The 13,540-nt window shown below is 52.9% G+C and carries 13 protein-coding genes; 4 read left to right on the top strand and 9 right to left on the bottom strand.

Going from position 1 to position 13,540, the window contains the following annotated elements:
• Window positions 1-279: 279 nt before the first annotated feature.
• The 3 genes from Q5911_RS03040 to Q5911_RS03030 all read right to left on the bottom strand — a co-directional run bounded on the left by Q5911_RS03040 (window position 280) and on the right by Q5911_RS03030 (window position 3,196).
• Window positions 280-1,395, bottom strand: a complete 1,116-nt coding sequence (locus tag Q5911_RS03040) for a phosphotransferase enzyme family protein (protein ID WP_226394451.1) — start codon at window positions 1,393-1,395, stop codon at window positions 280-282.
• Window positions 1,396-1,525: 130 nt separating this feature from the next.
• A complete protein-coding gene (locus tag Q5911_RS03035; protein ID WP_076780336.1) occupies window positions 1,526-2,386 on the bottom strand; it encodes a YitT family protein in 861 nt (286 codons plus the stop codon).
• A gap of 39 nt (window positions 2,387-2,425) precedes the next feature.
• Window positions 2,426-3,196 (bottom strand): HD domain-containing protein, encoded by a 771-nt coding sequence (locus Q5911_RS03030; protein ID WP_303180938.1) that lies wholly within the window; start codon window positions 3,194-3,196, stop codon window positions 2,426-2,428.
• Window positions 3,197-3,387: 191 nt separating this feature from the next.
• Between Q5911_RS03030 and Q5911_RS03025 the strand changes: the two genes are divergently transcribed.
• Complete coding sequence (locus Q5911_RS03025; RefSeq protein WP_076780334.1) at window positions 3,388-3,849, top strand: MarR family winged helix-turn-helix transcriptional regulator; 462 nt, start codon at window positions 3,388-3,390, stop codon at window positions 3,847-3,849.
• 43 nt (window positions 3,850-3,892) lie between these two features.
• Here the strand turns inward: Q5911_RS03025 and Q5911_RS03020 are convergent, their stop codons facing one another.
• Together Q5911_RS03020 and Q5911_RS03015 are read right to left on the bottom strand one after the other, a co-directional pair.
• Entirely contained in the window at window positions 3,893-4,180 is a 288-nt protein-coding gene (locus tag Q5911_RS03020) for a hypothetical protein (protein WP_303180876.1), read from the bottom strand.
• Window positions 4,170-4,403, bottom strand: coding sequence for a UvrB/UvrC motif-containing protein (locus tag Q5911_RS03015; protein WP_303180873.1), 234 nt, complete (start codon window positions 4,401-4,403; stop codon window positions 4,170-4,172). The genes Q5911_RS03020 and Q5911_RS03015 overlap by 11 nt, the downstream gene beginning before the upstream one ends.
• 274 nt (window positions 4,404-4,677) lie before the next feature.
• On the opposite strand from Q5911_RS03015, the gene Q5911_RS03010 reads away from it, so the two are divergent.
• Window positions 4,678-5,868, top strand: a complete 1,191-nt coding sequence (locus Q5911_RS03010) for an MFS transporter (RefSeq protein WP_303180870.1) — start codon at window positions 4,678-4,680, stop codon at window positions 5,866-5,868.
• A gap of 124 nt (window positions 5,869-5,992) precedes the next feature.
• Window positions 5,993-6,463: a GNAT family N-acetyltransferase gene (locus tag Q5911_RS03005; RefSeq protein WP_076780328.1), complete on the top strand. Its 471-nt coding sequence runs from the start codon at window positions 5,993-5,995 to the stop codon at window positions 6,461-6,463.
• A gap of 53 nt (window positions 6,464-6,516) precedes the next feature.
• On the opposite strand, the gene Q5911_RS03000 is transcribed toward Q5911_RS03005, so the two are convergent.
• The 3 genes from Q5911_RS03000 to Q5911_RS02990 all read right to left on the bottom strand — a co-directional run bounded on the left by Q5911_RS03000 (window position 6,517) and on the right by Q5911_RS02990 (window position 10,294).
• Complete coding sequence (locus Q5911_RS03000; protein WP_303180866.1) at window positions 6,517-7,935, bottom strand: alanine/glycine:cation symporter family protein; 1,419 nt, start codon at window positions 7,933-7,935, stop codon at window positions 6,517-6,519.
• 79 nt (window positions 7,936-8,014) lie between these two features.
• Window positions 8,015-9,097 (bottom strand): toxic anion resistance protein, encoded by a 1,083-nt coding sequence (locus Q5911_RS02995; protein ID WP_331591557.1) that lies wholly within the window; start codon window positions 9,095-9,097, stop codon window positions 8,015-8,017.
• A gap of 3 nt (window positions 9,098-9,100) precedes the next feature.
• Complete coding sequence (locus Q5911_RS02990) at window positions 9,101-10,294, bottom strand: 5-bromo-4-chloroindolyl phosphate hydrolysis family protein (protein WP_303180864.1); 1,194 nt, start codon at window positions 10,292-10,294, stop codon at window positions 9,101-9,103.
• Between the two features lie 222 nt (window positions 10,295-10,516).
• On the opposite strand from Q5911_RS02990, the gene Q5911_RS02985 reads away from it, so the two are divergent.
• The gene (locus Q5911_RS02985) at window positions 10,517-11,218 is read left to right on the top strand and encodes a pentapeptide repeat-containing protein (RefSeq protein ID WP_303180861.1); all 702 of its coding nucleotides are present in this window, start codon (window positions 10,517-10,519) and stop codon (window positions 11,216-11,218) included.
• A 20-nt stretch (window positions 11,219-11,238) separates the two neighbouring features.
• Here the strand turns inward: Q5911_RS02985 and Q5911_RS02980 are convergent, their stop codons facing one another.
• A complete protein-coding gene (locus Q5911_RS02980; RefSeq protein WP_303180858.1) occupies window positions 11,239-13,539 on the bottom strand; it encodes a DEAD/DEAH box helicase in 2,301 nt (766 codons plus the stop codon).
• Window position 13,540: the final 1 nt, after the last annotated feature.

Raw genomic sequence — 13,540 nt, 5'->3', positions numbered from 1 at the left:
GGTTGTTGTTTTCGTCAAATGGAACCTGTGGCAGATTCTGCCAGAAAATTCCGAAGTGCATCCGCTCTGTAGAAAAGCGGACCAAACTGACCAGGCGATTTGAAACATTCCGCCTGTTATAGATATGGAAAACTATAACACTCCCTTTTTCCGGAGTCAATATACAAAATACACATAAAAAAACAGGTATTAACCCACATAAACACGCCTGTCATTTATGCATAGTTAATACCTGTTTTATTTATCAAAATTTTCCGGAGAAATCTCTGCAAGCCCCGCCTACATATACTTTCTCACAATAGCCTGCATAGTGTGCCACTTCTGCTCCATGTCCTCCACCAGTTTAAACTGGGTTCTGCACCGGTCCAGATTGTGGTCTTTTCTGTGGATCTTGAAGTAGGTGTCACCCTGAAGATAGTCTGTAAGGAAGCGCATGCCGCACTCGTAAGTCATGGTTTTGGCTCCCATGGGAAGCTCCAGGATCTCACGCTCTGTCAGTTTGCCGCCGCATCCTTCGATGAAACCTCTCGCATAGATGTCAAACAGTTCCATGCTGCAGGACACCAGGCTTAAATCCCTCTCATCCTCGGCAGCGGTGCTGGCCCCAAAGCGGATAGAGTCACCGAAATCATTCATGGCCAGGCCCGGCATAACCGTATCCAGGTCAATGACACAGATGCCCTTTCCTGTCTTGTCGTCGATCATAATGTTGTTCAGCTTTGTGTCATTGTGTGTGACACGCAGGGGCAGCTCGCCCTTCTCCTGCATTTCGCTGAAATAATTGGCAATGGATTTCTCCCTGGCACGGACAAACTCGATCTCTTTTTCCACAGTCGCGGCCCGGCCCATCACGTCGTCCTTTACAGCCTGCTCGAACACGGCAAAGCGAGCTCTTGTGTCGTGGAATCCCTCGATGGTCTCATGGAGTGTCTCTGCCGGGAAATCTGCCAGAAGACGCTGGAAATTTCCAAATGCCACGGCGCTCTGGTAGAAGTCTGCCGGCTTTTCTACTTTATCATAGCTGGTTGCGCCGGTGATGAACTTGTAGGATCTCCAGTAGTTCCCATCCTCGTCTTTATAGTAAGGTTTTCCATCCTTTGCAGGGATCACGTTCAGTGTCTCTCTCTCCGGGTCTCCCCCGTTCTCCGCGATCCGCTCCTTCAGGTAGGTGGTGACGTTGATAATGTTCTCCATCAGCTCCGCCGGCTTTGTAAAGACTTCGCTGTTCATTCTCTGGAGGATCACTTTCAGCCTTCCCATCTCACCGATGGAATAGGAGAGCAGATATGTGTCGTTGATGTGTCCGCTCCCGTAAGGCCTGCAGTCTGTCAATGTCCCTTCAAACTTAAAATTGTTTATCGCGTTCTGGATTTTTTCCTGTGTTAATTCCTTCATATTTTTCTTCCCTCCTGGAAATAAAATGTCTTCTCGTTCTGTCTGGGACAATTGTAATATAAAGGAATATGGAAATCTTTATCTGATATTTTTCTTATTTTGCATTATCTGCACAGGCTGCCGGACTTTGCTACTCGTTTGGCTTCTGGTAAAATTTCCCCGACACCTGCTCTGTCTTCATGATATTGATAAAGGTATGGGGATCTGCCTGCTTAATGGCCTGGATCACTTTTTTGCTCTCAGCGCTGGAGACCACGGAGTACACAATCTTCCTCTCCCGGTCTTCATAGGCCCCCTGCCCCTCGATGATCGTGGCGCCGTGGTTCGTCGTGGCAAAGATGGCCTCGTACACCTCTTCCGCTTTGTTGGTCACTGCAAGCAGGGTCTCCTGCTGGTATTTCTTGTAGAGCATGTGCAGGACCTGGGTGGACGTGTACTGAAAGATGATCGAGTACAGCGCCTTATCCCATCCAAACAGAACGCCTGCCGCCGCCAGGATCAGCACATTCAGACCCAGCACCATATTCCAGGAGTCGATGCCCTTCTTCTCTGACAGAAAGATGGCGATAAAGTCTGTCCCTCCTGTGGTGGCGTTCATGTGGAGGCACAGACTGATCACAAACCCGTTGATCAGTCCGCCGAAAATACTGATAAGAAGCGTGTCATAGGTGATCACATATCCGGGCAGGATATCGGTCAGCACACTGGTGAGCACGATCATCAGGCAGGAATACAGGGTAAACTTCTTCCCTATATAGCGGAAGCCGATGTAGACCGGAACCGCGTTCAGCGCCACGTTGACTACCGTGTAGGGGATCTCCACATGAAAAAACATGTCCCCCGCTCTCTGTATCAGAAGCGCCAGCCCTGTGGCGCCGCCCGGATAGAGGCCTCCTGTCCGGACAAATGATTTGATGTTCAGTGCCATAATGACTGCCGCTATGCAGACAACAATAATCCTCTTTATATCCTCTTTTGGTTCAAACTTCATAACTGTTCCCTCTCGTAGACTCTCCCTCTGTATTCTTATTTAATTTCTCCCGTGGGTCTGGACATAGGCTGTCAGCGCTCTTTCTATCTCCTCCATGGCATGTTCTGTCTCCTGGTCGGAGTAGGGGATGCGCCCAACGATCCGTCTCACATAGTCCTGTTCTTCCACAATGTCCAGACTTTCCCGGAAATTGAGGTCATAAAAATAGGCCACATAGGAAACCCAGAAGTCCATCAGCGTCACTCTGTCCGAGGAGCGGATACATTTTCCCGCCAGCACATCTGCCTTGACCTTTGGCGAGATCTTCTGTGCGCCGATCTCCTCCGCCGTGCCTCCCGCAAATGTCTCCAGGGGATCTTCCAGCTTTACCCTGCAGTTGTCCAGCTTGTCCGCATCCCGGATCAGTCTGGCGTGAAGGAGGGTGCGGGGATCCTCCACTCCCTCCAGCACATAGTCACTGTGCTTCTCTATGGCAGTCCGGATAATGCCGTCCCATGTGTCTTCCGGGAGAAACTTGCGGATCATCCCATCCTCAAAAAGGAGTTCTGCCCCGTAGGCAGCGTGGTCCATGGTCTCTGGCAGGAAGCTGTCAAATCGCTTCAGCTGCTCGAACCGGCCAATGTCATGGAGCAGCGCGATCATCCTGGCCAGCTGCGCGTCCTCCTCCCCCAGCCCCATGCGCTTTGCCAGCGCTGTGCTCTGGGCCACCACGCCGTATGTGTGGGTGATCTTCAGCTTTACTTTCCCGTCACTCCTGTCGTATCCATCCAGATACTTTTCAAAAACTTCCCTGGCTCTGTTGTAATCTATTCCCATTTTCTGTCTCCAAACCTATCTTTATCATTGCTCACGGTACGCTCGTCGCTTTTCGCCGCATCCTATTGTAACTCCTCTTATAGAGTAAATCAACGAAAAAGACTTCCATTTCCTTGAAATCTGCCTGGAACTGGGCTATACTTTGTCTGTACAATTGTTAAACATTTACTATTTAAGGAGTTTATATGGACAATAAGCTGCAGGAACAATTTTTTTCTTCTATGATGTGTTTTAAAAAACTGGAAGCCTCCTTTTCGCTGGCCTGTGAAATGCAGATGAACGAGATGGCCATCCTCAGAGATATACTGGGAGGCTGCAGCTGCAGCGAAAAGTCCTGCACGAACCTGAACGTGCCAAAGATGCAGGAGCGCCTCCGGATCTCCAAGCCGGCTGTCTCCTACATCCTGAATACACTGGAAAAGAAAAATTATATTGTCCGGGAGATCGACCCCCAGGACCGCCGGAAGATCTCCATCAGCGCTACCCCGGAGGGTGTCAGTGCCGCCCGCCGCTCTGCCGAAAAATATAACCAGGCCTGGGAGGAACTTCTTCTGCAGTTCGGGGAGGATAACATGCGCCAGCTGGTTGAGCTCCTCACTTCCTTAAATGAGCTCTCCTGCTCTCTGGGACAAAAGGACAAAAAATAAGAACAGCCCGCCGGGCTGTTCTTATTTTTTAAGTCCTTATCTTCTAAGCCTTCTCTAATTGTTCTTCTTGTTTTTCCTGAACCGGGCTTTCCTCCCCGGATACAGTCAGACAGATCTTTTCTCCTTCCGCATCCACGACAATGATGCGCTCCGCATCAAAGTCTTCTTCAAGAAGTTTATCCGCCACCTTGTTCTGGAGAGCGGACTGGATCGCCCGGCGCAGCGGCCTGGCCCCATATACCGGGTCAAATCCTTCCTGTGCCAGAACATCCACAGCGCGGTCTGTGATCTGCAGACCCCTCTGACTGTACACTTCCAGATTAACTTTCATGGGAGCACACCTCCCTTTCCATGGAGGCTATGTCGTCCCGCAGCCGGGCTGCCTCCTCATAGTTCTCCTGGTTTGCCGCCTCCTGAAGCCGGATCTTAAGGACTGCAAGCTGCCACATCCGATGCAGACAGCCCTCGCACACAGGGATCTGGTAGAGGGCACCCATGTAATTCGTATAGAAGATCCGGTCGGATTCATTTGTATTGCAAAACTGACATTTCATATCAACATTCACCTCTTTGTCTCTGTCTCAGAAGTTATATTTAAAAAACTTAATAGTTAAGTTTTTAATAATATAATCCAGAACTATAAAATCGTCGATATTTTTGAGGTTTTTTATACTTTTTTTAGATTTTAACCAGGCCTTGCTTCCGCATATTATATAGAAGAAAGCACTCCCATTGACAAATCCTCCCCAACAGGAGTAGGCTTGTTAATGGTTTCCAGACTGTTATCCGCATACTGCGGAATGACCGATATAGAAGGGAGAAATATCTATGAAACATTCCATGCTGTCAATAAATATCCTGCTTCTTCTGGCATCCGGCTTTTTCTATTTCGCAAGCCCCATGCTCGTGACTCCGCTTATCACAGGGTTCTCCGAGACTCTCGGTGCCGGCGCGGCCTTTATGGGCATCGTGGGCGGCATGATGAACCTGTGCTCTCTTTTCTGCCGCCCTGTTATGGGAAGTTTCATTGACCGGATCAGCAAATACCGCCTGTCCATGGCAGGGCTTCTGTTTATGACCGTCGCCTGCGCAGGCTATCTTTTGTCCGTCAATCCTTTGATGGTGCTGTTCTTCCGGATCATAAACGGCGTCGGCTTTGCCCTCTGCTCCAGCTCCATGTCCACCTGGATGTCCCTCCTGCTTCCGCCTGAGAAGATCGGCTCCGGCATGGGCATATACGGTATGATGAACGCACTGGCCATGGCTGTGGCCCCCTCCATCGGCGTGGTGCTCTACCAGACACTTGGCTACCGCATCTCCTTTATTGTAGCCGCTGTTTTTACAGGCCTGTCTCTTGTCCTGATCCAGTTCGTATCCGACAGGGGCGAGCCCATCCTGCGCCCCGCCTCCCCCGGGCCCGGCAAAGATACAGACAGGACCCCCGGGGAAGCCGCCAGAAAAAAGCTGCAGATTGTGGAACCTAAAGTCCTCCCCATCGCCCTGATCATCATGCTGTTTTCCATCCCCTACTGCGCCACCCAGTCTTTTATTGTGCGGTACACAGAGACCCGGAATCTGCCTGTCACAGTCAGCCTGTTCTTTCCTATTTATGCTGCAGCCCTTCTGATCCTGCGCTTCACTATGCGGGATCTTTTTGACCGCCTGCGCTTCTCTGTCTTTTTTGCCGGCAGTTCCCTTTGCGCCTTCCTCTCCATCCTCCTGCTGGCGCTGATGAAAAGTGACCTGCCCATGTGCGTTGCAGCTGTTCTGATGGCGGGCGGCTACGGCATTATGAGCTCTGTCTGCCAGTCCCGCGCCATTGTGATCGCCGGCAGGGAACACGCCGGGCTGGGCAACAGCACCTACTACATCGGCCTGGACCTGGGTATGACCCTGGGCCCTATGCTGGGCGGCCTCCTCTACGGCAGCGTGGATGTGAGACTCTTCTACCCGGTTCTTCTTCTCTGCGTTCCTATGGCTGTCCTTGTCTTTCTTCTGAACCGCCGCACGCTGTCCTGAACCGTATTTTCTGATACGGACATGAGAATTTTATGTTTTTCTTTATAAAATGTGTTACACTTTTATTAGTGTCTCTTACCAAGGGGATATCCATAAAACAAACAGAGAAAGGGAGCGTTGCACCATGAGAGTACGTATGGCAGAAGAAAAAGACATAGAGAGAATCCACAGCCTGCTGGCACAGGTAGCCCTGGTCCACCACAAGGGAAGGCCGGACCTGTTTAAATATGGAAAAAGCAAGTACACGGACGAAGAGCTGAAAGAGATCCTGCGAGATGAAAAGCGCCCTATCCTGGCCGCTGTAGACGACAATGACTGCCTGCAGGGATACGCCTTCTGCATATTCCAGCAGCACACAGACAGCCACATCCTGACCGATATCAAGACCCTGTACATCGATGATCTCTGTGTAGAGGAAACCCTGCGGGGAGAACATATAGGAAAGACGCTCTACCATGCAGTTCTCGACTTTGCCAGGGAACATGGATGTTACAATGTCACCCTGAATGTCTGGAGCTGCAACGAGAGCGCCATGAAATTCTACCGCTCCTGCGGTCTGAAAGAACAGAAAGTGGGGATGGAAGTCATTTTGTAATCCTTCCCTTGTCCCGCCATCACTACAGCCTTGCGGTCTTACAGGCCGCAGGGCTATTTTTTATGGGACTCATAGTCCTTAAGAGAGCGGACCGCCTCACCGGCCAGTGGGATGAGGGCGATCATGTTGAAGATGGTCATCAGGCCAACTCCCACATCTCCCATATCCCACACAAAGGTGTAGGCCGCCATTCCTCCCACAAAAAGCATGATAAGAGCCAGGATCTTGTAGGCCGTCTGGGAGGCCCAGTTGTCCCCGAACAGATAGGCAATATTGGACCTGGAGTAAAAAAGGATGCCGATAAAAGTGGAGAAGCTGAACAGCCACAGGATCACCGCCGTAAAAATGACACCGAACTCACCCAGGTGATATCTCATGGCCGTCTGCAGAAGATCCATGCCCTCCAGCCCGGCTGTCATGCTCTCAGGAGTGAGGAGCATGATCATCGCAGTGCAGCTGCAGATCACAAGGGTGTCAATGAACACACCCAGAGCCTGCAAAAGCCCCTCCTTTGCCGGATGGCTGATGTCCGCTGCAGCGGCGGCACAGGGCGCAGACCCGGAGCCCGCCTCATTGGAGAAAAGTCCCCGCTTCACACCATTCATAAGGACGGCCCCGAAGCCTCCTGCGGCCACCTGCCTGAAGCCGAAAGCCTCAGCGAAGATCCGCTGGAACACGCCTGGGAGCGCGCCTATATTTGTCAGGATCACATACACCGTGATCAGCAGATAGAGGCCTGCCATCACCGGCACCATGATATCCAGCACCTTGACCGTGGCATTCCTGCGCAGTACGATGACCGCCGCCAGAATGACAAGGACAATGGTGGAGTAGAGGGGCGGAATGCCAAAAGCATTGTCAACAGCGGAGGATACGGAGTTGCCGATCACCTGGCTGACTCCGCACCAGCACAGAAGTCCGGAGATGGCAAACAGCACTGCCACCACGGATTTCTTCCTTTTGCTCCCTCTTCTCGTGATAAATAAGTTGTGTATATAGTAGGCCGGCCCACCCCTGTATCCGCCGTAGAGCGGGTCTTTTTCTTTATAGATCTGAGCCAGGGTGGCCTCCGCGAAAGCCGTGGAGGACCCGAGAAGGGCAATGACCCACATCCAGAAGACCGCTCCTGCGCCTCCTGCGGAGATGGCCGCCACCACTCCTACCAGATTGCCCATGCCTACCCGGGTCGCTGTGGAGACAATGAGGGCCTGGACGCCGGAGATCGCCTTCTCATCTGAGACATTTCGCTTTTCCATAGTCACCCGGAGCATCTCCGGGAACATGCGGAAGGGCATAAAACGCGTCCTTACAGTAAAGTAAACTCCGGCCGGGACAAGGATGAGCACCAGGATCGACAGTCCCAGTGTACCGCCTCCCGGGAGGGGAAGCGTAATGATATCGCCCCAGAGCAGGCTGTAGACAGCCTCGATCAGATTCACCACAGCGCTGCCTGCTGCATGTAAAAATTCCATGTATCTCTTTTCCTTTCTTCTTTTTCCTGTCCCATCAGTATATAGCGAAATTTTGCCCCTGTAAAGCGAAAAAGTAAAACTAGTTCCGTATCTCCAGCAGCTTCGCCTTCAGGTCTCCCTCCAGGCGGCCGATCTCCTCCTCGGCAGCGCGGCGCTTCTCGCGGCCCTCCTGCTGGATCTTCATCACCTCGTCCAGGGTGGAGATGAGGGCTTCATTGGTGGACTTCAACGTCTCCATATCCACGATCCCCCGCTCCGACTCCCGGGCAGATTCTATGGTGGCCATCTTCAGCCGTTCCGCTTTTTTCTTCAGCAGCTCATTTGTCATGTCCGTCACTTCCCGCTGTGCCTGGGCCGCCTGGGCAGAGTGCTCTACTCCCAGGGCCAGCACCATCTGGCTCTTCCACAGGGGCACTGTGTTGACAATAGTGGACTGGATCTTCTCCACCATCTGGGTGTCGTTGTTCTGGACAAGCCGTATCTGGGGCGCTGTCTGGATGGCGATCATCCTGGTCAGCTCCAGGTCATGGACCTTCTTTTCAAAGCGCTCACACATGGCCTCCAGATCCCTGGCCGCCTGGATGTCCTCCGGAAGTCCGGTGCTGTCCGCCTTCTGCACAAGAGCCGGAAGCTGCACGTTCCTTGTATCCTCCAGCTTCTTTTTCCCGGCCGCGATGTAGAGGGACAGCTCTTTGAAATACTCCAGGTTCTGCTCATACATCTTATCCAGGATAGCCGCATCTTTGAGGAGCTGTCTCTGATAGCCCTCCAGTGTCCCGCATATCTTGGAGATATTGGCCTCCGCCTTCTCATACTTGGCCTTCAGCGCCGTCACCTTGTTGGCGCTCTTCTTGAAGAAGCCAAAGAATCCTTTTGTCTCTTCCTCATCAAAATCCCGCAGCTCCGTGACCACGCCGGACAAAAGGTCCCCTATCTCTCCCAGATCTTTTGTGCGCACATTCTCCAGCGCTTTCTCGGAAAAATCCGCCATCTTTTTCTGCACGCCGGCCCCGTACTGGAGCACAGCTCCGGAGTCGTAAAGATCGATCTGCTGCGCATACTGCGCTGCCATCTCCCGCTCTTCTTCAGTGAGGGCTGCCTCCGGGGTGCTGCCCTGCACTTCCATGGTCTGTCCTGTCATCGCTGTAAATCCATCGCTCATAGTCTATTCCTTTCTTTTCCATCCGTCTTCTGTCAGTCCCTCCTGGGCCAGCATGGTCTCCAGCACGGAGATGTCCGAGCTGATATCCCAGGCCACATCCTCAAAAAGACTGTCCAGCAGTTTCTCAAATGCAGTATTTAACGTATCCAGCGTCTTCTCGATCTCTTCCTTTGCCTGACGGATATTCTCTCCCGCCTCCGGCTGGGCGTCAAGCTGCTCGTAGGCCTCCAGCAGTTTGACTGTGGTGGGCAGGTAATACTCCATCAGCTTACGGATGTCATCCACTGCCTCCGGGTCCGCCTCCACCCGCTCGAAGATGCGGCGCACAAGCAGTTCGATGCGGTCGATCTTGCGGGATATCTCCTCCCCGGGAATGGCATCATTGCACTCCCGGATCTTATTCACATACCATCTGCCCTTTTCGATGACCCGCTGTACCTCCGGCGCATATCCGGCATTCTCCTGTTCCCGCTTCTCTTCCGCCTGCTGTCTGGCTCTGGCCTGCTGCCGCTCCGCCTCCGCCTGCCGCTGTTCCTCCCGCAGCTGCCGGATCCTTCTGTACTCATCGTAAGCCGCGTCTGTCACGATCAGGCAGGCATCCTGCTCATCCAGATGTCCCTGGAGGAACCACCGGTCCGCTATCATTCTCCGCAGGTCCTTCACGATCCGCTTGGGCTTTTCCCCGGTCCTTTCGGCAATGTCGGATATATTACAGTAGGCCCGGCCACGCAGCGCCTCTACATATCTCCGGAAGCGTTTTGCCCGTCCGCGCATGCCTTTTCCCTTGCAGAAGATCCAGACACCGGCAGCTGTCAGGCAGGCAAGCACGAAGAACGCCCCCGCCTCCACGGCTCCAAAACCTGTCATCATAACAGACACAACTCCGGCAATGATGGCGCCCACGCAGCAAAACGTAAAGAGAAAGCCCACTGTAAGAAGAGCCGCCCCCGCCAGGGAAGTGCCGCCTTTCTTTGCAAACAGAACCGGCTTTTCCTCCTGCCTGCGCTCATATCTGCGGCCGGGTCCCCACTGCTGCGGGCCTCCGGGGCCTCGGCGGATATTTTGCCGCAAGTTAAAGATCGCGTCATTGACTGTATTTGAAATGGTCTCATTCAGCCTCTGAAAATCCTGGGAGTCCACGGCATCCTGCACAATATTGCGGATATCCCGGCCCCATTTTTCCCAATCCTGATTCACCTGTCTCCTCCTGTTCTCCCCCGGATCAGAAAGCCCTCAGGGCTTTTTCGGGAAGGTGTTTTTCTAGAATTACCACTATGTGAAAATTATATAGCATACCTCAGAAAACTGCAATCGCAACCTTGCCGCCCGGCAAAAGCTCTTCTGCCGAAAAAAGATGCCGCCCTTACCCGGATGTGCTATACTGGATTCAGAAAAACTTCCAGGGGAGGAGGAAGATATATGACCACAATGACAACAGACGAATTAAAGGAAAAATTAGAAAAAAGAAAAGAGGGCGAGCTTCTGGATCTCCGGGAGATCGAGATGTGGGACGCGGACCTGTCCGGATGGGATCTGTCCCGGACGGATTTCTCCCTGTCCAGTTTTCACCACGTCTCCTTCGACGGGGCAGATATGCAGGGCTGCGCCGTGGAAAATGCCCTCTTCGACGACTGCAGTTTTCGGGGGACCAGTTTCCGCCATGCCAATCTGAAGGGAGCTGCCATGCGGTACGATGATCTGTCCGGAGCTGACATTTCCGGGGCCAACCTGTTCAGCGCAGTCCTGGAACACGCCAACTTATCCGGCATCATTTCTGACGAAGACACAAAATTTTTCCGCCTCTACTGTCCGGAAAAAGGCGCTTTCCTTGGATATAAAAAATGCTTCAACAACCGTCTTGTGCAGCTCCTCATCCCGGCGGATGCCAAGCGCACCTCCGCCACACTGAATTCCTGCCGCTGCAGCAAGGCCAAAGTCCTCACCATCAAGAGCTTTGATTACACGGAGGAATACGATGAGGCCTGGTCTCTGGTGGACGAAAATTTCGTCTACCGCAAAGGCCAGTGGGTGGAGGTGCCGGACTTCAACGAGGACCGGTGGATGGACTCCACCACAGGGATCCATTTCTGGCTCACAAGAGAAGAAGCGAAGGCATACTGATGTGCCTTCGCTTCTTTCTTCTAATGTGTAAATAAGTCTTCCATCCGCTTCCACATCTGGGGTTCCTCATCAAATCCTTTGTACTGGGGCTGCATATAGTACCAGAACTGTCCGCTCTGGTCTCTGACCACAATGCCTCCCACAAGATCCTTCCCCTCATATCTGCCCTCTGCGATATATTTGTAGAGAGCATCGGATTTCTGCACATGATCCTCCTTGTTGTGGCTCACATCTTTTGTGTCAAAGATACCGGTCCGCCCGTCCCGGAACCGGACGATGAAATCCGGCTGGAAAGTGCGGCCGTCCTCTCTGCGGATGCCAAAATTGCTCTCCATATGTTCATCCCCGTTTTTCCAGAACCAGAGGACACTCTCCTTCTTTGTCTCCAGATAGCGGATAAAATCCACCTCCAGCATATCCGGCTCTTTTTTCCCATTCAAGGGCAGATACAGCGGCTGCATGACAGACAGAGACGCCGGGAGCTCCCTCACCATCTCCGGATTATAATTTCTGGATAGGGGGATCTGCCACTCTTCATTCCACCTGCCTTCTGTCTTTCTCTTGATCTCCTCTTCTTTGAACCGCCTGAACTCCAGCACCGCATCGCTGATGATCCTGGAAAAGACAGCCTGGTTGGCCACCACGATCCTCTGCATCATCTCAATGCCTCCGCCTGCCGGGCTGATGCCCAGGTAGAGGCGAAAAGTCTTGATGACCGCCTGCTTCACATTTCCCATGGACCGCTTCGGGGCAAATCCGTGGAAATTCCTGGCCAGCACCGCCTCATAGGCCTGCTGGAGATCGCTGTCCGAATAGGTAATATGCAGCGTGTCCGCCATGTCGATCCTCTGCCCTCTGTCAATATCCTGGGCATGGATGGTGAGATCGTGGATGATGCTGTCCAGCCGTTTGGTGTCAAACTCAATACCTTTTGCGGCCATTTTTTCCCTGCACGCTTCACAGTCCGGCATTTTCCCCGCAGCCCTGTCCGCCTGCTCTATGTCAAAGAAAAGGCAGAAAGCCTTCTCATAAAACAGCCCGAAATGGCCTGTAATATCCCCAAAATCCACTCTGTTCCTGTAGTAGGAAGGCAGGCTGATATCCCGGTAGCCGCTGATCCGGCGGGAAGTCAGATTTTTCAGTATGTTGGGCTGGTACTCTTCCTTCTTGATGATAATGGACTGGATGTTGGTGTACACATAGGCTGCATCCAGCAGTTCATTGTCGTAGGATCTTGCCTCCGGCATCCGCAGGATACGCCCCACGGTCTGGATCTCAAACGTCACGCTGGAGGTCTCCCGGAATTTCACCAGCACATGGGCTCTGGGGCAGTCCCATCCCGTGTCAATGGCCTGTTTAAAGAGGAGGAAATCCACGCTGCTCGTATTTTTGTTCAGCAGCTCCTCCTCACTGTTGATCTTCTCCTCGCTGAGCCAGATGGCGATCCGGTCATCCGGCACTCCTTTCTCCCGCAGGAAGCGAAGAACGCTCTTCTTTTTCTCCTCCCCCGCATCTGCGTTGGGGAGCTGGATCAGCATCAGGGGATTGACCCTGGCATGGATCCGCTCAAATTCCTGCCGGATCTCTTCCCTTTTCCGGTAGGCGCTCTCCAGCACCAGCCGCTCCGAGTGGATCTCATCATCTATGATCTGTTCCAGGTCTTTGTTGATGATCACTTCCTTCTTGATCATGCCCGCATCGATCACTTTCTGGGGCGGCACCTGGATGGTCACACCGGCCCCCTCTTTAAGGAAGCCCGGAGTTGCGCTCATCTCAATGGTCAGGAAGGGGCGTATGATCTCGTCCCGCAGCTCCAGCGCCCTGGGAGTCCCCGCACTCCTGTGGCACTCGTCGATGATCAGGATGATCCGGATCCCCTTTGTCCGGGTATTTTCCAGGACTTCCGGGAAATTGTATTCATCCTTCTCCTTCATCAGCACATTGGTGAATTTTCCATCCCGCTTGTTGCGGATCTTCTCCCAGTTGAGAAAGACCAGCTCCTTTTCCCTGATCGAGTCCCTGGAGCCAAAAAACTCGTCTTCCAGAAGACTGCACTGGACTGCCGGGTCGATCTCCTTTTTCACGCTCCGGAAGCTGTGCTCATAGAGATTGCCCGCACCGATGGACACCCACAGAAAGCAGACCGGCTTCTCCGTCTCCCTGGCCAGCGCCCCGATAAACCTGGTCATCATGTAGGTCTTGCCGCTTCCGGTAGGGGACTGGAAGACAATGGTGTTCTGCCGGTCCCGGTCCAGGCAGCCTCTGGCCTGATACAGAAGATCATCTATGGCTTCTTCCTGGTATGGTTTTTCCTGTTTCATG

The sequence above is a fragment of the Lachnoclostridium phocaeense genome (genome assembly GCF_959599685.1).
GTDB lineage: Bacteria > Bacillota > Clostridia > Lachnospirales > Lachnospiraceae > Claveliimonas > Claveliimonas monacensis.
The sequence above is the reverse complement of the archived record's forward strand: the minus strand, read 5'-3'. Positions and strand labels throughout refer to the sequence as shown.